The sequence below is a fragment of the Streptococcus porci DSM 23759 genome (genome assembly GCF_000423765.1).
Lineage (GTDB): Bacteria > Bacillota > Bacilli > Lactobacillales > Streptococcaceae > Streptococcus > Streptococcus porci.
On sequence record NZ_KE384090.1, the window covers coordinates 55,343 to 74,380 of the forward strand.

Annotated in this window: 12 protein-coding genes; 2 read left to right on the forward strand and 10 right to left on the reverse strand. The window is 40.2% G+C overall.

Features of this window, described 5'->3' with window-relative positions:
- Positions 1 to 10 precede the first annotated feature (10 nt).
- The 7 genes from G576_RS14000 to trhO form a co-directional block, all read right to left on the reverse strand.
- Positions 11 to 217: a hypothetical protein gene (locus tag G576_RS14000; protein WP_245563041.1), complete on the reverse strand. Its 207-nt coding sequence runs from the start codon at positions 215 to 217 to the stop codon at positions 11 to 13.
- A gap of 187 nt (positions 218 to 404) precedes the next feature.
- Positions 405 to 923: a hypothetical protein gene (locus G576_RS0111325; RefSeq protein WP_027974691.1), complete on the reverse strand. Its 519-nt coding sequence runs from the start codon at positions 921 to 923 to the stop codon at positions 405 to 407.
- Between the two features lie 89 nt (positions 924 to 1,012).
- Positions 1,013 to 1,489 carry a GNAT family N-acetyltransferase gene (locus G576_RS0111330; protein ID WP_027974692.1) on the reverse strand — a complete coding sequence of 159 codons (477 nt, stop codon included), beginning with the start codon at positions 1,487 to 1,489 and terminating at the stop codon, positions 1,013 to 1,015.
- A 301-nt stretch (positions 1,490 to 1,790) separates the two neighbouring features.
- On the reverse strand, positions 1,791 to 5,369 hold the full coding sequence (locus G576_RS0111335; protein WP_027974693.1) for an nSTAND3 domain-containing NTPase: 3,579 nt from the start codon (positions 5,367 to 5,369) through the stop codon (positions 1,791 to 1,793).
- A gap of 47 nt (positions 5,370 to 5,416) precedes the next feature.
- A complete protein-coding gene (locus G576_RS0111340; protein WP_027974694.1) occupies positions 5,417 to 6,739 on the reverse strand; it encodes a 5-methylcytosine restriction system specificity protein McrC in 1,323 nt (440 codons plus the stop codon).
- On the reverse strand, positions 6,723 to 8,660 hold the full coding sequence (locus G576_RS12875; protein WP_245563042.1) for an McrB family protein: 1,938 nt from the start codon (positions 8,658 to 8,660) through the stop codon (positions 6,723 to 6,725). The genes G576_RS0111340 and G576_RS12875 overlap by 17 nt, the downstream gene beginning before the upstream one ends.
- Before the next feature lie 88 nt (positions 8,661 to 8,748).
- On the reverse strand, positions 8,749 to 9,729 hold the full coding sequence (trhO, locus tag G576_RS0111350) for an oxygen-dependent tRNA uridine(34) hydroxylase TrhO (RefSeq protein WP_027974696.1): 981 nt from the start codon (positions 9,727 to 9,729) through the stop codon (positions 8,749 to 8,751).
- A 173-nt stretch (positions 9,730 to 9,902) separates the two neighbouring features.
- Here trhO and ald point away from each other — a divergent pair, with 173 nt between their 5' ends.
- Together ald and G576_RS0111360 are read left to right on the forward strand one after the other, a co-directional pair.
- Complete coding sequence (ald, locus tag G576_RS0111355; RefSeq protein ID WP_027974697.1) at positions 9,903 to 11,000, forward strand: alanine dehydrogenase; 1,098 nt, start codon at positions 9,903 to 9,905, stop codon at positions 10,998 to 11,000.
- Between the two features lie 116 nt (positions 11,001 to 11,116).
- Positions 11,117 to 11,422 (forward strand): hypothetical protein, encoded by a 306-nt coding sequence (locus G576_RS0111360; protein ID WP_027974698.1) that lies wholly within the window; start codon positions 11,117 to 11,119, stop codon positions 11,420 to 11,422.
- Between the two features lie 47 nt (positions 11,423 to 11,469).
- On the opposite strand, the gene addA is transcribed toward G576_RS0111360, so the two are convergent.
- The 3 genes from addA to rexB are packed head-to-tail and all read right to left on the reverse strand — an operon-like array spanning position 11,470 to position 19,028.
- On the reverse strand, positions 11,470 to 15,138 hold the full coding sequence (gene addA, locus G576_RS0111365) for a helicase-exonuclease AddAB subunit AddA (RefSeq protein ID WP_027974699.1): 3,669 nt from the start codon (positions 15,136 to 15,138) through the stop codon (positions 11,470 to 11,472).
- Positions 15,128 to 15,748, reverse strand: a complete 621-nt coding sequence (locus G576_RS0111370; RefSeq protein WP_027974700.1) for a DUF1349 domain-containing protein — start codon at positions 15,746 to 15,748, stop codon at positions 15,128 to 15,130. Before G576_RS0111370 ends, addA begins: the two co-directional genes overlap by 11 nt.
- Complete coding sequence (gene rexB, locus G576_RS0111375; protein ID WP_027974701.1) at positions 15,738 to 19,028, reverse strand: ATP-dependent nuclease subunit B; 3,291 nt, start codon at positions 19,026 to 19,028, stop codon at positions 15,738 to 15,740. Before rexB ends, G576_RS0111370 begins: the two co-directional genes overlap by 11 nt.
- Positions 19,029 to 19,038 lie beyond the last annotated feature (10 nt).

A 19,038-nucleotide genomic window follows, 5' to 3' on the forward strand; every position in this document is an offset into this window, starting at 1 on the left:
CGTAAAAGCCTTAAGCGACAGTTGGTCGGCCTGTAATGCGGTCGCCGTTTACCTCCACTCGCTCGATGAGCTGGTCCACCTTTTCTCTGCTACCAACGTGGAGGGAGATGAGGACTTCGTTGCCCTTTTCTGCCGGCTGGAAGGGAACCCGTTGGGCAAAGGTCTCTGTCTGCCTCAAGATAAAGTTGCCGCCTTCTAGCAAAGTTGCAGACTTCATGTCGCCATTACTTCGCCATTACTGGCCACTGCAAATCCAATAGCCTCATAAAATCGACCTGCCTTTCCAAGGTCCGATACTCCTAACTTTAGCCAAAATGATTTCATAATTTTTCTCTTTTCAAGTTTCTGATGTTGAGCCTAGCCATTTCACTTCCCTTGTCAAAAACTTGTTCCTAGCTAATCAATTATGACTTCACACTATCAAACCGCCTTCTGATTTTCTGGCTAAATTCCTTAAAGCGTCTTTTTTCCTCAGGCCAAATCTTGGACACACGATCCACGGCGATGATAAAGACAATGACAGCTGTGTAATCCTTGGCACTGGTTATCAGTCCGAGATTTTCTGCAATGATGAGCAAGAGGTAAAAGGCGAATAAGATGGTTCGCTTTGGTAAGGCCATTAGGCACTCAATCGCAACCTTGTAGCCTAGATAGATTTGATGATTAAGGCTACTTGATTTTTTCAAGCGTCGGTTAAGAAATGATCTGATGCGGCCATAAAACCAGTCTGAGGTAAAAAAGAGGGATTGGATTGCGATAGTAAGCCACTCCATATTGTTGGCATATTTTTCATCAAATCCCATCAAACGGGCCGCCAGATAGGCCCAGGCACCATTATCCAAGCAAATATAAATTGACAAATAAATAAATGCCCCTGCAATCAGAATCAGGGGCAAGGCTTTGATGATTTTCAAGAACTGCATCTCCTGCTCCATTTCATATTTTCAAAACTATTATAAGCTCTTTGAAAAGTCAAAGCAAGATGACAGAAAGCAAATCATCTGTTTTTTTCCTATTTTTTTGAAAAATCCAAAACCATGACAAAGTCCTTCTGGTTTTCACGAAGAGTACGAAAACCAAGTTTATGGTAGAGAAAATAAGCGGGATTGGCTTTTGAGACGGACAGGGAGACGCCCTTCACTTTTTTCTTTCTCAGAGCAGCATGGAGGGCATCCAAAAGCTGACTGCCAATCCCTTGGCCACGGTAGGCATCCAAGAGGGATATGGTCAGCGATGGCATCTCATCCTCCACATAGCCATAATCATAGATATGCCGCACCCAGGCAGCCCCGACAACTTGGCCCTCATCTTCTGCCACAAAAGCCAAATCACCAGCCTTTTGACCAAACTGCTCTGTATAATGCCGCAATTCAGGTAATTGGAGAATGCTTCTGTCTGGCATTTCAGCTCCTTCTGGTACATATATGGATTGATAGAGAAAATCTTGCAAAAGAGGGTACTCCTCTTCTTTCATTTGACGGATCAGCATGCTTGACCTCCATTTTGTTCCTATTTTCTGGAAAGTTCCAAGACCTTAGCCACTGCAGGATCTTCCTGCATCTTTCTCATAAAACGGGCCAAATTCGGGTATTCGGTCCAAGTAGGTCACCAGAACTTTATCAATATTTAATTTTTAAACTTCAGGCAACACTAAATGCAACTGGCCTTTTTGATGCTAAGTTATTAAACAGTTTGTTTGTTGACTTCAGATGGTACTACCTTATTTTCAAAAAGTTAATAACATCCTCATCATTTTTTTAATTGAAAATAGTGTTTCAACTGATATATTCTTAAAACTCCTTCTCCAATTCTTTTTCAATCTGCTCAGTGTAATTATCTATTCTTTTATCTATGTACACTACTAATTCGATATAGTCCATATTATCTACAAAAATCTCTTTTACTTTCTTCAAAAAATCTCTTTTCTGCTCCAAGACTGGGACATAACTCCCTGAAAAAGAATATGAATAAGGTGTGAAATGAATTTCAGTTAAAGAACTTTTACCGAATCCCTTTTCTCTTAAAATTTCGAACAATTTTAGTTTTTGACTTTTATCATCAATGACTTCTACGCCTAGATTCACTAACTTTATTGCTACTATCTCAACATCAGTTGCTTTTAACACTTCAAACAGAATCTGATAATTGTTCTTTAACATATCTTTTATTAAACCATCCAGATAATATAAAGGTTTATCTATTACATAATTCAAGTATTTCAGATAAATTTTTTTAACATTATTAAACTCCTTAATACTTTCCAACAACATGTAAGACTCGTTACAATGTCCTATTTTCGATTCATAAATCTTTTTTAAAATTTCTACTGTAAAATCCGTATCATCTTCGCCAAGTTTTCGAAAAAGGTAACATCCATGATCAATATTGTTTCCTAGTTCTTTTAAATATAATGCCTTTAAGTCATCTTCACCAATTAGATTAATTAACCTTAGCACTTCCTCTTCTCTTATAAAGTAAGGAATAACAAAACTACTACCTTCAGCTTTCTGAATCAGTATTTCTTTAAATTCTGGTTTCACTAAAATGTACTTTTCAAAACCTAAAATAGTAAAATATTTCGGCAATGGTTTACTAATTAAAAGACTTTCCAATAATTGTATGTCTTCTTTTTCAATTTCTTCAAGCTCAGTTAGATAAGCAAATTGCCATTTGTATTTTTCTGATTCTGAAGAAAAATTAATAATAGTTTGTAATTGTCTTCTAGTCAACCCTTTTAAAAACACATTCGGTGTAATCACTTCAAATTGATAACTTACTTTGAACATAGATTCGAGAAAAGTAACTTTTTCAGCACTATCTAGTTTCTGGAACATATTAAATAATACATATTCAATATTTTCATCATTCATAAATAATTCATTTTTAAATTGATTCGCAAAGGTAAGAACTTTTCCCCAATTATCCGAATAGTTTCTCACTATTTGAGTCAATTCTGTCTCGTTATGTTCTTTATAAAACCACCTATAATTATCGTTTGTCAAATTATTGTAGATTTCCTGTCTCTCAGAGACACTATAATCTGAAAGGACCAAAAACTTCTTTTTAATTTCAGCTTTGTGTAGCGCATAGGCTATTTTTTCTTCTACCATTGTCATCTTTGGAAACTCTTTAAAGAACATTTTCTTAATAGATTTTAAATCTCCTTCAACTGTAATAGGATGACTTTCTGAGCAGTTTAAAATAATGAATTGATAAGAATACAATATTTTTTCAATATAGTATCTGATATCTAAAGTGCCAACATTATAAAGTTTCTCTAGAAGTTCAAGAATATTTTCATGATATTGTTTTAAATGCTCACTATCTGATATAGTAAAGCGCCCAAATGTAAACTTCTTATCATCACCCTCAGTTCTTTCAACTTCAATCTTGAAATATTGCTTCAAAATTGTAACAACTAACTCTTGGTTATAGATTCGGGTTAAATCAAGCTCGTTTACTTCTTCTATCGTTTCCTTTGCTGTTTTATAATGGATATATTCCTTTCCAGTTATTAGTCCATAATTTTCTTCGAGAATAGTATAGACTTCAGAAATATTATTCGGTTTTTGGTTGAAGTATTTTAGCAATAGTTGAAGCGCATGCTTATTATAATCCGTTTTGCTAATTGTATTGATTATCGATAATATTGGATCTTCTATGGTTGTTTTTTTATTCTTTTCTTTAATAAAACTATCTCTTGTATAATCCTCAGTTTCAAGATTGTCAATTTTATTCCTAATATAGGAAATTGACTCTAAAGGAAGTAAAACACCGAATTGTGTTAGAAACTTTTCTTTAGCATTGTCATTTTTGAAATTACTTTCTCTGTAATATTTTTTCACCGCACTAAAAATGACCTCTGCATCACTTTTTTTTCTGACAAAATTAGTGAATTGATTCAATATCTCAACAACTTTTTGATCATTTAATGGATAGAGTTCGCGTAAGATCTCTAAAATACATACTTTTTTGTTCATTAAAAACTTAATCACTATATAATCATCTAGCGATTGATCTGCAACTTTTACAATTTTGTCTTTATAGATATTACATAACTCCTGCTCATGAAGTTTTTCAATCCCGTCTGTAAATTCCTTTTCTGTTAAATTAGTTATTTGTAGCAGACTAATAAGTTCTTTATTAATTGCTAAACTATCTAATCTAATCTTTTTAAGATATGACAAAATGAAAAGAACTTTTTGAATCTTGATATCAATATTATTTCTAGATAAAATTTCCTCATAGTAATCTTTTAAGATATCAACTTCGTCATTGAAATTAGTCAAATCCTGTGAGCTAGACAATTTAGCTGCAATGACCGCAATCCGTGGATTACCTTTAGAGATAGCATTAATATGATCGATTTCTTTTTGGGTAAATTCTTGACTAGAAAATTGATTAAGTAACTGTGTGAAATTGTCATCTTTCAAAACATCTGGTTCTACACTTTCATAACCAAATGCTTTAATGTTTTTAATAACTTCTTTTTTAGCATAATCCCGTACAGTAAGAATAAATTTAATATTTGTGTCTGTATTTAACAAGGCCAGTATCGGAATATAATTTTGAGTTAGGTTAACGTCATCAATGAAAATGATATTTTCTTTCTGTGGGTCTAAATGACTCTTGATATCTTGATAAATTGATTGATTATTGCTCTTGATGCAGAGAATATTATATTGACTTCTATCAAGCGAAGAACAAATTTCAATCGCTAATCGTGTTTTTCCTGTCCCAGGTTTCGCTGATATTAATAAAATTCGGTTTTCATCTGAAGTTATTAAACCAATAATGTCACCTATATTACCAATGTAATCATTTGAAATAGGCGCATTCGTTTTACTGCTATCATGAATCTTTATAAAATCATCAATGTTCCAAACTTGCTCTGTAGATTCGCTGATTGATAGATATTCTTTTGCTAAATATTGAAATTCTACCTTTGTCAAGTCATTAGCAATCTCATTAATTCCAATTAGCTCAAGCTGATGAGGTTCCGTTAATTTTTCTAGCTCTTCCTTTTGTTTGATTTTTATATTTGAGGAAGTATGACAACAAATAATTCGTCCAATCTTATCTTCGTCAATCTTCTCATCTAAAATTTTTTTCTTAACTGATTGAATATCTTCTTTTAACTTAGGTATCACAGAATTTTGGGTGCCATACATGATATAAATATATTTCCCATTTTCTTCTGCGTAGGTATCAGGAATGCCTCTAGTTGTTTTATCTGTCCCTTCTTGAGAGCCTAACGAAACTAATTTTTCAAAATGATATTTTTTTCTAAGATAGGCATCTCCTAAATTCTGAAATCTTCCTCCTTCTAACTCTTTGATAGCACTCTCTATTTTATTAATCCGAATCATAAATACCTCTTTCATCAATCCATAAAAATATAGTGTTTTCCTTTATTTCACATTTCAAGCTGGATTCTTTCAAGGAATTGTGCTTCATTTTCTTGCATTGCATGGACAAAGGCTTCAAAACTGGTCATTTGTTGCGGAATGGTCAAACCTAGCTTTTCAACAATAATCTTGTCTTCTCGCTTTTGTCCTTTCCCTTGCAAGAGTTCAAATTGCTGGCTATGCTGTTCAGTTGTTACATTTGGGAAAAGGTAAAATCCTAGCTTGGCATCAAATCGATACATATAGGCAACCAGCTGCAGATAGTCTGTTCCCTTGATATTTCCAAATGGTTTGTACTTGGCGTCCGCTACAATGGGCATTGGTGAGAAGGAAAGAAAGTCTGGATAAATGAGCCCATTCCCATTGTTAAAGAACGAATAACCACCGCTCCTTTCTTTATTGCGCGGATGGAGAAACTGACTTCCCAAGACCGTTGCCAAATACTCCTCCCAGAGCCAGGCTACATCAAAAAGCATCCCGTGAATTCGCTCACTGCCAGATCCGAAATTCTGTTCTTGGCCCTTCAAAATCAAAAGGCAGAGCCTTTGTAAGGCAGCATACTCATGAAAATAAGCATGGCGAACAGGGGACTGGCGATTTTTAAAGATGATTTTTCTTCTATCAGACAAGTCATAGGAAGGTGTCACCTGAACGATAATGTCAATATTTTTCCTTGTTTCCTGATTGGGGTTTAAGATTTGCTGGCTATTTTTTTGACTGACTTTTATCCATTCAATAGTGTGCCGAATCAGCTGCATAAGGTCATTTTCATAGGAAAATTCCCTAGTTGTGTAGGCGATTTTCCCGACAAAGGGTGTACTATATTTGATATACCGCGCCACATCCAGAGCTCCCTTGACATTGGAATCGTGGTAGTGAAAACGCTGATACTCCTTGTAAAGTCCTTTTCGCAAGGCGGCCTGCAGGTATTTGGGAAAAAGATATAGTAGGAGTTGATAAAACTGCTGGTCTGTCGAAAGTGAAGTATCTAAGTTGGTTAGGTTGAGATGGAGAACCTTCTGCAACATATAATGCAAAAAATAATCTTCCACATCATTCTGGGCAAAACGAGAATGAATCCGCAAGCTTTCCCCCTTGAAACCCATAAAACCAACAATATTCCGCGTTCTGACCTTATCATTCACCGTCTCAAAGATTTTTCCTGACCAATCCAAATCAGGAATATCCTTCAAATCATTGGGAAAAAGGAAGAGCTGGTGCTTCTTGGTTAGGTAATCCAAACTTTTGTCCAGCAAGTGTTCCGCTAATTCTGGCAATGCAGCCTGAAAATCTGCCTTTGAAATGTCCTGCTGATTATCCCTCATCCACATGAGTTTCTTCCTCTAGTCTATCATAGGCTGCTTTTAATTCACTCAGGCGCTCTGCCTCCTCAAAAGTTCCCCGTAGGTATTCTTCCAAAAGGGGCTGCAAGTAGTCTTGCCAGAGAATCTCATAATCATAGCCAAGTTCAGGCAATTTTAAAAAATAGGACGGTCCGATATGGTAGTTGCTATTTAGTTCTGGGGTATTTTCAATGGCCTGATTTAAGTTTGTCAGTCTTGTTCTTGCTTCAGGAATTTGGTCATTGTCGAAGTTTTCGTTCTTTTCCCACATTACCATACTATCGGCCGCCTTTATCTCAACAAACCGAAAGCGTCTGCGCATGGCAAAATCAAAACTATCAACGGAGCGGTCAATATCGTTCATGGTTCCGATAATATAGACATTCTCAGGAATATAAAACTTCTCCTCCTCTTGGTGCATATTGGCGTACTGGGTCGAAACCGCCCCATCTTCTCCACGATAGCCTGGGTCAATCGAATAAAAGAGCTCGCCAAATATTTTAGAAATTTCCCCACGGTTGATTTCGTCGATGATGAAGACGAATTTTTTGTCAGAGGTGGTTTCAGTTGGTGGTACAAACTCTTTTAGACCAAATTTCTCTTTCAAATGATTCAGGATCGCTCTTCTATAATTATCAAATCCACCTTGTGGAACGCCCGGTTTTCCTTTATACAGATTGTAGCATTGGGCTTTGTTATAAAAGTTACTGGAGGTGTCTTTTTCTGTGACCCCTGTCATCTCCCCTCTTTCATAAGCTCGAAGGTGCATACTTTTCCCACGTAAAGAAGAAATTACATATGAATCGTCTTCACCTACTTCGCTAACAGCTTCAAAGAAAGCTTTCCAAGCTTCCTCAAAGTTATCTTGACCGCCAGTTTGAGAGGCTATCTTAGCTTTTTCACAAAAGGTCTTAAATATTCCAGGTTTGATTTCAAATTTAATATCTCCAGAATCATCTTTTACAGGCCGCAACCCTTCCACAAAATCCGTGTAATCATAGGACGGATGAAATTGAACAAAACCGATTTGTTCTTCATTTCCATCTGTCAATTCTCTTGCAATCTGTTTAGCTAAATAGGTTTTCCCAGTCCCTGGCGCACCGCGGAGAATGATGTTGTGGGAAAAAAGTAATTTGCTGCTCAAACTTGATTTCATCTGATGTTGTCCTTTTTCCTTGAGAAACTGCACATACTCCGAGGCAAAATTTGTGTATTTAAAGTTTGCAAAATTTGCTCTCTTTGTATTCTGTAAATTTCTTCTAGCTACTACTTTACTGAGCTCTTTTTTATATTTCTGACAGGTTTCCATAATCTGTTTATGGATGACTAGAAAATCTGAATCATAGAGAGAGAATAGATTTTCAGGAAAGCTTTGGATAAGTTCCTTTTCCCATTCCGTTAAAGACTCAATCTCAAGCAACAAATCCTTTATCGGAGTAATCCGAAGGGTCTCGTCTTGGAAAAATTCGCCCTTTAGCCAAGAAATTTTAGAGTCAACAGCTATCCAACCTGTTTTCCCTTTCTCCTTCTTCGTTTTTTCGACCCAGCTTCTAAACTCTAGCTCATTAAGCTCTGCTAGGGTTATCACCCCTCTTCTAACCCCTTCATAGGATTTACCTATCATGGATAAGGCAACTGGGAGTTTTTCTTCAGTTTCTATGATGTAGTCGGCATCTATTGGCCAGCCATTCGTTTTGGGGGCGATTTTAAAATATTGCTTGTCTTCCTCCGATAAGAACCTAGATAGAACCGATATAGTTATACCGCCTCGACTCTTCTGTACCTGAACAAAGTTTTGGTCTACCCCTTTCATATTTCTAACACGGAAAGCGGTATAGCCTTTCGTTTCATGCTGCTTGGCTTCTGGAAATACTTCTTTTATCTTACTCAGTACAACTTCTTTGTTCATTCATTTCTTCCTTTCATCTGTTTTTGCTACTAAAAAAGTTCCTACTATGTCATTATATCATAGTAGGAACTTGATAATCTCTTCTATTTTACACCAAAACCGGCAAGGTTTCCCCAATTGCTTCCAAGCGTTCTGCCCATTCTTGGTGGGTTAAGCTATTTTCAGTGATGTAACGGTTGCGTTCGTGGGCACGGCATTCTGTTGAACAGCCGCGGACATATTTGGCTTCATTTTCTTCTGAGGTCAGGATGCGGCGGTTACAGAAGGGGTTGCCACAGTTGACATAGCGCTCACAAGGTGTGCCGTCAAACCAGTCCTTCCCTACGACAACAGGGTCAACATGGTTGACATCGACTGCAATTCGCTCGTCGAAAACATACATCTTGCCATCCCACAGTTCGCCACGGACCTCTGGGTCTTTTCCATAAGTCGCGATACCGCCATGAAGCTGGCCGACATCCTTGTAGCCTTCACGCACCATCCAGCCTGAGAATTTTTCACAACGAACACCACCAGTACAGTAAACAACCACACGTTTCTCCATGAATTTTTCCTTGTTGTCACGGACCCATTGTGGCAATTCGCGGAAGTTACGGATGTCTGGGCGAATGGCTCCGCGGAAATGACCAAGGTCATACTCATAGTCATTGCGTGTATCAAGAACGATCGTATTTTCGTCAAGCAGAGCTTCTTTGAATTGTTTTGGGGTTAAATATTCACCTGTCGTTTCGAGTGGATTGATGTCACTATCGAAGTTATTGTCTTCAAGGCCAAGGTGAACAATTTCTTTCTTGTAGCGAACAAACATTTTCTTGAAAGCATCGCGTGGCTCTTCATCACATTTGAACCAAAGGTCCGCAAAACGTTCATCCGAATGAACCCAGTCCATATACTTCTGAGTCGTTTCATAGTCCCCAGAAACTGTCCCATTTATCCCCTCGTCTGCAATCAAGATACGACCTTTTAGACCGATAGACTTACAATAGGCTAGATGCTCTGCAGCATATTCCTTAGCATTTTCAATGGGAACATATTTATAGTAAAGCAAGACGCGAATCTCGTTTGTCATATTTTTCTCCTCGTACAATTTCATTAGATTTCCATTTTACCTTGCTTTGTCTTTCTCTCCAAGGTTTTTGCTTGTGGCTTTTTTCACAAAAAAGCTATGCTCTTTCTTTTCAAGAAAACGTTTTTATGGTAAACTGTAGAAACCATAAGCTTTTACAAAAGAGAGGATTTTATATGATTATTGGTGTCCCAAAGGAAATTAAAAATAACGAAAACCGTGTCGGCATCACACCTGCTGGTGTGCTCAGCTTTGTCCAAGCTGGGCATACTGTCTGGATTGAAAAGGGAGCTGGACTTGGCTCTGGATTTACCGATGCTGAATATGAAGCTCAAGGCGCTATCTTGAAAGAAACAGCTGCTGAGACTTGGGCTGCTGATATGGTCCTGAAAGTTAAGGAACCGTTATCTTCTGAATACCAATATTTCCGCTCAGGACTCCTCCTCTTCACCTACTTGCACCTAGCGCCAGCACCAGAGTTGACTCAGGCTCTTCTTGATGGGGATGTGATTGCCATTGGCTACGAGACCGTAGTCGATCATGGAACGCTTCCGCTTCTAAACCCTATGAGTGAAGTAGCTGGTCGCATGGCAACACAGCTCGGTGCCCAATTCCTCACAAAAATCGAAGGTGGCTCTGGTATCCTACTTGGTGGTGTGCCTGGAGTTAAAAAAGGTCATGTTGTCATCATTGGTGGCGGAAACGTCGGTGTCAATGCTGCGCAGATGGCGGTTGGACTGGGCGCAAATGTGACCATTTTGGACATCAATCCCAAACGCCTTGCCGAGCTAGACAGTCATTTTGATGGCAAGGTTCAAACCCTCATGTCAAATCCTTTCAACATTGCAGAAAGTGTGAAGGAAGCTGACCTCCTTATCGGAGCTGTACTCATTCCGGGCGCACGCGCTCCAAAATTAGTGACTAAAGACATGGTGGCTACAATGAAACCTGGTTCAGTCATCATCGACGTTGCTGTTGATCAGGGAGGGATCATTGAGACCGCTGACCGCGTGACGACTCACGACGATCCAACTTATCTGGTCGATGGCGTGGTTCACTATGCCGTTGCCAATATGCCAGGAGCTGTGGCACGTACTTCCACTCAAGCACTTACCAACGCCACTCTCCCTTACGCCCTTGAACTGGCCAACAAAGGCACTGACAAGGCTATTTCTGAAAGCACCGCTTTGCGCACAGGACTTAATATCTACCGTGGCACAGTAACCAATAAAGCCGTTGCAAATTCACTAAACCTTGATTACACCGATATCTAATTGGAAGCAGACCTCGTGTCTGCTTTTTTGACTGTGAGAAAAAGCAGAGCAGATATTTTCGATTTCTTCCTCGCTTGTGGTATAGTAAAGGCAGAGAAATCCCAAGGAGATACCACATGACTTACGAACTCTGCCTAGAATATGGCACCTACCCTCTAACACCGCAAGATGCCTATGCTGATGACCGCAAGGCCATCCCTGATTTTATCAAAGATGACCAAGAACTTCTGGCAACATTAGAGGAAATGAACAACCTCTTCCACCAACTCTTTTTGACCATCGAATGCCAGTTCCATTACATAGGGTCAGAATATCCAGAAAAAATAGCCAAAATCAAGGAACTTTATGAAAAGGTTTCACAGACATTGCTAGACAAGTATCCAGACCAAGACATTTCTATAGAACATTTCGTACTGCATTAAAAAATCGTCCCAAAGGACGATTTTTTTTTGCTGTCAATCAAAAGATTTCAGGGAATGTTAACCACCTCAAACTCCTCACCACCAAGCAAGACAAGGTATTTTTCAACTTTAGCAATACCATAAGATTGGCTGAGAGCTTGGGCATAGAGTGACATTTGATTCTGGTAGCGTTGGACAATGGTTTGGCTGTCTGTGAACTTGTCCGTCTTATAATCAAAGAGAACGATATGATCCTCATAAAGGAGATATCCGTCGATAATTCCGCGGACAACAAAGTCCTCACCACTGACTTTATCCTGGGTCAGCATGGCAAATGGCGCCTCACGATAGACTTTATCTGTGTTTTTAAGAATTTCCTGTCCCAACTCTGTCTCAAAAAAGCTCAGAATGTTATCAATAGTAATCTTAGACTTGACATCCTTATCTGCTTGGACAGCTTGCAGAGCTGATAGGACTGTTTTTTCAGTAACAGGTTGACTTAAGTCTAGACGCTGCATGAGCTCGTGGGTGGCGGATCCCACCGCAGCGGCTGTCTGAATGGGCGAATCTCCAAAGTCTGGCAAGTCAAAGGTTATCTTGTTCCGTTTCGTCTCAGCGCTAGCTTTTTCCATAACCTCTAAACCCTCAGTATCCATGACTGGTTCATAGAAATGCTTGATTTGGCTAGGTGTTCTCAAGGTCGGTAGGTCAATGGCGGAGCGATATCGGCGATTTAACTCATCCACAGACTCTAGAACTTCTAGAGCTTTTTCGATTTCTGCAGACTGGCGGTTATCTGTCAGGTCATCTGGCTTAATGATTTCATCCATCACTATTGAGCCTATCTTATCAACGGTTAGCTCCGTTTGATCAATATAAACCACCTCAAAAGCCAAGTCTCGCTTGCCAAAAGCCGCCTCTACCGCCAGGAACCAATCTTGAAACGTTGAGATTTCTTCGCGTAATTTAGCAGGTAGAAAGCCATTTTTTGAATCCCCATCGTATTTGTTGCTCAATTTTTCCTGACTACCTTTACCGACCAGGTAAAGGCGATTTTCAGCACGAGTCATACCGACATAGAGCAGGCGCATGAGTTCAGACAGAGCAGCGATTTTTTCCACTTTTTTATTGGATTGAAAAGGTAACGTATCCAGCTTGACCTGAACTTTTGGTAAGGTCGTCTCTGGGTAATCCTCTTTCATATCTGCCAAATACTTAATGCCTATCCCCTTATCTCGGTTGAGAATCATGTCCTGATACTGGTCGCTTGTCTGAGCATTGAAAAAAGATTTATCCGCTCCCAAAATAAAGACATACTTAAACTCCAAACCCTTTGATTTGTGAATGGTCATCAGTTGAACGGCATCTTTAGGCGGAGCGACTTCTACATCAGCTAGGTCATTGTCATTCGCTAAAATGCGATCAATCATGGTGATAAACCGCGGTAACCCTTTGAACCCTGATTTTTCATAGGCGTGAGCTCGCAGAGCTAGGGCATAGAGATTGGCTTGACGTTGCTCTGCACGAGGCAAAGCTCCTACATAATCATAATAAAACCGATCATTGTAAATAGTCCAAATCAACTCATAAAGCGCAAGCTTTTTAGCTAAAGACCTCCAAGAAAGAAAAGTATCCATAAAGATATCCAATTTCTGCTTGAGAGATTCTGTCACTAAATCTGTATGGGCACCACTTCTGCTATGCGCTAACTCCAACTTGTCATAAAAATCACCATGCTTTGCCTGAATAGCAATCCGAGCCAGGTCATCTTCATGAAATTGGAACATAGGCGACCTCAGGAGGGCGACCAGAGCGTAATCATCCAGCGGATTGTTGATGGCGCGCAGGGTATCCAGCATAATCATAACCTCAAGGGACTGGAGGTAATTGCTTTGACCACCATCATTCACCAAGGGAATCCCCTGCTCTTCAAAGGCAGAAAGCAGAAGGTCATTGCGGGTGCGGGATTTCACCAATAGGGTTATGTCTTTAAAGGGAACTTTTTCTTCATTGTGGAGGCGAATAATTTCCTTGATAACGATAGCAATTTCTCCCTGTGAAACACTGCTTTCGTCAGTCTCATCATCGACCTCTCTATTATCAGTGTTATAGATGAGTAGTTGCGTTTTATTATCAGGGTGGACTTCTTTTTGTTTATCTGAACCAGCTACTAATAGGTGGAGCTCATCATAGCGAATATCTCCCACTTCCTCATCCATGAGATGACTAAAGAGGTCGTTGGTTGAAGACAATACCTCTGAGCTGGAACGGAAATTTTCTTTGAGCAAAATCAATTTACCTGCGTCAGCATTTTCCTGAAAAAGTTTAAACTTCTGGTTGAAAATCTGGGGATCTGCCTGACGGAAACGATAGATGGATTGCTTGATATCTCCCACCATAAAGCGATTGCGACCGTTTGACAAGAGCTCAAGCATACGCTCTTGGATATGGCTGTTATCCTGATACTCATCGACCATAACTTCGTGAAAATGCTCTTGGTAAGCACTTGCCACCTCTGGAAATTCCTCCAAAATTTGGATAGCAAAGTGGGCAATATCATGGAACTCAAAGGCATTTTCCTGAATTTTTGCCTGCAAATACTGGTTGGAAAAATCAGTCACAAAATCTCGAAGTAATTCTAGAAGCGGTAGACTTTCAGGTTGATATCTCACCAAAAGATTGACTTCCATCAAAGCCCTCTTAGCAGATAGAAAAGGGGCTAAAACATTGGGACGCTCTTGATTATATTCCTTGGAAAAAAGTTTAAGTTCCTCATCTTTAGACGAGCCGATGCGCATCGTCAACTGACCCGACAACCCCGAAATTTTCTCTAAAAAGTCTATCAGTTGCTCCTGCGAAGCCATGACATCAAAAGTGCCGAGATGCCCTAAAAGTTCCTCCACTGCCGACAGATATTTGTAGGATTTTTGAAATTCCTTAGTTACCGTTTCATAGTGATGTTTGAAAAAAGCTTGCGCCTCAGAGATAGCTTTACCCAAGACCGCTGGTGCAGTAAAGTCTGCCAAATAAAGATCTGCCTGTTCTGCTATGGGGACCTGATTAGCAGATAAAAAGTTTTCAGAAAGCCACTTTTTAGGGGAGCTGGTCGCCTGACTAAAGAAATAAATGTGATAAACCAGGTCACGAAATTTCTGACTGGATTTGCTGGTGCCAGAAAAATTTTTCACCAAACGCTTAAAGGCCTCACTATCTTTTCCCGTCATATAGTCCGTAAAGAGATCAGCGTACACCTCATTACGAAGCAATGCTTGTTCTGAAGCATCAGCCATGATACGAAAAATAGGAGACAAGCCCAAAAGATAACCATGCTGACTGACCAATTTCTGCGTGAAAGCATCCATGGTACCAATATCAGCAGTTGGCAAAAGGGCTAATTGTTCAGATAGATATACCTTGGTCTCCTCATCAGTCGTCTCCTGCAAAAGCTCCATCAATCCAGTCTGCAAGCGTTCTTTCAATTCGCCGGCCGCCTTGACCGTGAAAGTAGAGATAAAGAGCCTATCAACAGACACGCCACGGCTAATCATGTCCAAAATGCGGCGCACCATGACAAAGGTCTTACCAGAACCAGCTGACGCCGAGACAAGGATATTATTTCCATTGCTATAAATGGCTTCAATCTGCTCTGGCGTTAGTTTTCGAGTTTTGTCAGAAGCCACTTCTTCTGCCACACGCGCAGCAATCTCTTCAGGAGTTAAAAATGCTTCAGTCCTCATCATCTCCTCCTATGTCAGGTTGCTGACCGTCGTGTGCTGCCCATTGACAGTCCAGAAGGGCAAAGTTTGAAAAATGTGCAGTAAAAGAGGAGTCCTCAGGCGAGCAAGCGTAGACACCAAAACGGATTTTCCCCTGAGCTTTTGCCATGTGACAAATCCTCATCTGATGAAAGGTCACCCCATCCAGAGAATTTTCGATACAAAAATCATCCTCACGGCGACTAAATCGATACCACATCACCTTTTGCGACGTCTGAATCTCCGTCGTAGCCCAATCCGAATAGCCAAAATTGGTGACCACGCTGCCTAAGTGCTGAAAACTCTCATTTTCATATTCTACCGAAGCTTTAAGCCAATTATCACTATCCAGATACATAACAATCCCACATTGGTCAAAGCGTTGATGGGCCTCAGAAAAGTCTGTCTTAACCACAAAAGAAAAGAAATTTTCCTCTGTCTCCATCTGAAGCACAGGAGCATTATCATTTCGAAAATGGTAGTAAGTCCGTTGCCACAAATCGGTATGACTTTCCGTTGTCACTTTGAGCCCTTCTTCTGAAATCTCATAAGCCTTTGGCTCTCTGAGCCAAGTCCAATTTTTAATGTTCATCTTCTTTCTCCTCTCCTGCCAGTAGGGCAAAAGCTTGCATCCTGTCGATAGTTCTCCCCTTGCGAGGCAGTTTTTCCAACCGTCTTGCATGCGTCAGCATATGCCTATCCGCTTCAAAATGGGTGATATTCTTTAGTTGTTCTCCCTGCACCGACTTGAGGTCTGCTGTATAGGGGTTAATGGCAAAGCTTCCCGAACGAATGCCCCTGACCGCAGACTGAAACAGCTCTTGATTGTATGCCAGTAACGTATCCAGCTCTGCTTTGTCATAAAGGTTATTGGTGGTTTTATAGAAACCATCTGCGAGATGTTCCTTTTCCCCTTCTGCAAAAAGCCCCTGATAAGTCAAGCTGGTCAGATTTTGCTTGAGAATGTCATCCGGTGACTTGAGGTCAGCCATCTTGACAGATGGTGACTTCATGTGCAGATACATAGCTCCAAAAAGCTGGTCGGTGTCAATTCCATATCCTTCTTTCAAAGCCTGTAAATAAGTGACCAACTGGCTGTTGAGGCCATTATAAAAACGCTCCAAATCAAACTTCGTTTCACTAGATTTGTAATCCACCACACCTAGACTACCATCAGCAAGCCTGTCCACACGGTCGATAATACCATTGACCTGAACTTCTTTTCCGAGATTAAAATGAAATCTTTCTTCCTGACTCAAGATACCTCGCTCTTGTTCATTCTTGAAAAGGCTGGCTGTCGCTCTGGCTACATCCTCTAGGATGCTCCTAGCTAGCTGGCTCTCTTGATCTTCTGAGTTATACATGAAAGCAAAGCTATTTTCACGATTGGTATCCGCGATAGCTTTCTCCAAAAACTCATCAAAATGTGCTGAATCAGGCGACTGACTAAGTAGGCGCTCAAAGACCCTATGCAGGTACTGACCATGAATGCTAGCATCAGGGTGAATAGAAGACTTCTCTTCTAATTTCAAAATATAGCGAACAAAGTAGAGGTACTGGTTGTTGTAGTAAGTCGAAAGACCAGAAATAGAAAGGCGAATAGGTTCTTCTAGCGGAAAACGAACCTCCATAACCTCTGGAGAAACCCTCTTGGTCTTAACTTCATCCAAAATGTGAGGCACTAACACCGCTTTCTCATCTAATTTCTTTCTTAGGAAACGAACTGCAACCTTCCAGAAAGTCTGTTCTTCCTGAGTCAATTCTCTGTCCATCTCCCCTCGATTGATAGCAAGAGCTGTCGCAAGCACGTCCTTGTAGTGACCGATAGCCTCTCCCTTAGCCTCAAAATGTAGCCCTCTTTCGTAAGATGGCACTCCCAGGGCTTTCAATTCCTTCAAATAAGAAGACAGGTCCTGACTGTTCTCTCCTGCTAAGAGAGGACTGGACAAAACCAACTCCTTGGTTGCCGAATTGTAAAGGGACAGAGCTGTAAAATGGTTTTTCTTAAGATTGTCACGAGAAACAATGTCAAAAGTTGACGCATCTGCTGTTTTTTCATTCAAATGGCTACGCTCCTGATCTGACAAGAGCGATTTATTAACAGCAATTTTGGGAAAATGATTTTGACTTAGTCCAATCGCAAAAATATAAGGTGCCATGTGTGGCTCAATCAGGTCGTAAGACTTGACCGTAACCACATCAACAGTGGCTGGCACTGTTCGGTACTGGGCTGCCATCATGCCTGAATTAATTAAGGATAAAAATTCCTCCACAGACAGAACTTCCTCTCCAAAAATGGTCTGCATCTGACTCAATATTTTTGTAAAAACTGTCCAAACCTGCTCATATTGATCCAGCTCCTTCTGACCAACTTCTTCTGTCATCTGAGAAAGATTTTCCATAAGCTGAATGCTCTTTAGAAAATGGCTGAGCTTAACTAGCAGATTTTTCCCTTTTTGTTTTTTAGCAGAAAGAAGACCACTTAGAGCTAGCATGATTTGGTTACGCATAGCGTTTAAACTATCCAAATCATAGCGATAATTCTCTGTTTTTTCCCCATCTTCCCCTGTCACCGTCCTCACTAGGACATTTGCCGTAAAGTCACGATTAAACTTAGCAAAGCCTTTTATGTCCGCGTAGAGAACATATTGCTCAAAGCGATCAATCGCTTTCTGTGAAAAATTGCCAAAGAGACCTGATTTGAGAAGATTGAGCAAGTCCTCAGCTCGATAATTATAGCGCTTGAGACGAGTTAGAGCATCAATGACATTGACCAAGAGGTGAGTTGACATGCTCTCTGACTTTGCTATGTAAAAGGGAATATCAAACTTTTGAAAAATTCTAGACACCTGCAAGTGATAAGTCTCCACATCCCCTAGCAAGACCCAAATATCCTTGTATCGCACGCCATTTGCCAAAAGATATCGAATACGCTTGGCCACCTGAGTGATTTCCTCACGCTGATTGACGACTTCCCAGATGGAGATGGCCATTTTGTCCTCGTCTGACAGCTTTTCTTCTGTCTCTGTAAAATCGTGCTGATGCTCCACAAGACGAGACAGTCTTGAAAAAGCCGTTTCAGGCAAATGCTCAGCAGACACATAGATTGGTTTAACTGCGTAAGTTTTAGCTAAAGATCGGATAAAGTCAATGGAAGCTTGATAGATATTTCCTGCTGAAAAGTTGCTACTATATGCTTTCTGACTCATATAGGCTCCGATCACAATCTCCACACCTTTTTCATGCAAAAGCTGAATCAAGAGGAATTCCTCAGCTGAAAAACGTGAAAAGCCATCAATGATGACAACTGTCTCTGCCAGTTCCTTATCCAAAGCACCGCTTTTTATTTCTGTGGTAAAATAGCTGAGCTTAGACTGACTGTCGAAGCTATGGCGACGCAAAAGTTCTTCAACCGCTGAGAAAATAGCCACTAAATCTGTACGCTTAGCCGGACTGTCCAAATGCTCCAAATCAGACAAACTCATATTAGCTGATTTCATTTCTTGATAAAGGTCAACCAGCTGCTTGATAAAATGATTATCCTTTCTCAACTTGCCGTAAACCTGCAAATCAGCCTCAGAAAGACCAGACAGAGCCCGATAAAATATCATGGACAAACCAGTCTCATCTAGACTATCCTTTGGTGCTCTGCTATTAAGCAGAAAATAACGAGCCATCTGTCCGAAACGTGTCACCGTAATCCGAAAAGAAGCCCCTTGTCCCAAGTTTTTAAGAACCTTTTTCTCCTTCTCAAAAGAGAGAGAATTGGGCGAAATATAAAAGACCCGCTTGCTATCTTTGGCATATTGCTCTGCCTCTTTAGCCAAAACCACCGTTAAATCCTGCTTAATAGCCGTATATAAAAGTTTCATCTGCTCCCCC

What these genes read in the sequence shown, in the direction of transcription:
- G576_RS14000 (WP_245563041.1), bottom strand. Translation starts at nt 217, where the DNA reads ATGAAGTCTGCAACTTTGCTAGAAGGCGGCAACTTTATCTTGAGGCAG.
- G576_RS0111325 (WP_027974691.1), bottom strand. Translation starts at nt 923, where the DNA reads ATGCAGTTCTTGAAAATCATCAAAGCCTTGCCCCTGATTCTGATTGCA.
- G576_RS0111330 (WP_027974692.1), bottom strand. Translation starts at nt 1,489, where the DNA reads ATGCTGATCCGTCAAATGAAAGAAGAGGAGTACCCTCTTTTGCAAGAT.
- G576_RS0111335 (WP_027974693.1), bottom strand. Translation starts at nt 5,369, where the DNA reads ATGATTCGGATTAATAAAATAGAGAGTGCTATCAAAGAGTTAGAAGGA.
- G576_RS0111340 (WP_027974694.1), bottom strand. Translation starts at nt 6,739, where the DNA reads ATGTGGATGAGGGATAATCAGCAGGACATTTCAAAGGCAGATTTTCAG.
- G576_RS12875 (WP_245563042.1), bottom strand. Translation starts at nt 8,660, where the DNA reads ATGAACAAAGAAGTTGTACTGAGTAAGATAAAAGAAGTATTTCCAGAA.
- trhO (WP_027974696.1), bottom strand. Translation starts at nt 9,729, where the DNA reads ATGACAAACGAGATTCGCGTCTTGCTTTACTATAAATATGTTCCCATT.
- ald (WP_027974697.1), top strand. Translation starts at nt 9,903, where the DNA reads ATGATTATTGGTGTCCCAAAGGAAATTAAAAATAACGAAAACCGTGTC.
- G576_RS0111360 (WP_027974698.1), top strand. Translation starts at nt 11,117, where the DNA reads ATGACTTACGAACTCTGCCTAGAATATGGCACCTACCCTCTAACACCG.
- addA (WP_027974699.1), bottom strand. Translation starts at nt 15,138, where the DNA reads ATGAGGACTGAAGCATTTTTAACTCCTGAAGAGATTGCTGCGCGTGTG.
- G576_RS0111370 (WP_027974700.1), bottom strand. Translation starts at nt 15,748, where the DNA reads ATGAACATTAAAAATTGGACTTGGCTCAGAGAGCCAAAGGCTTATGAG.
- rexB (WP_027974701.1), bottom strand. Translation starts at nt 19,028, where the DNA reads ATGAAACTTTTATATACGGCTATTAAGCAGGATTTAACGGTGGTTTTG.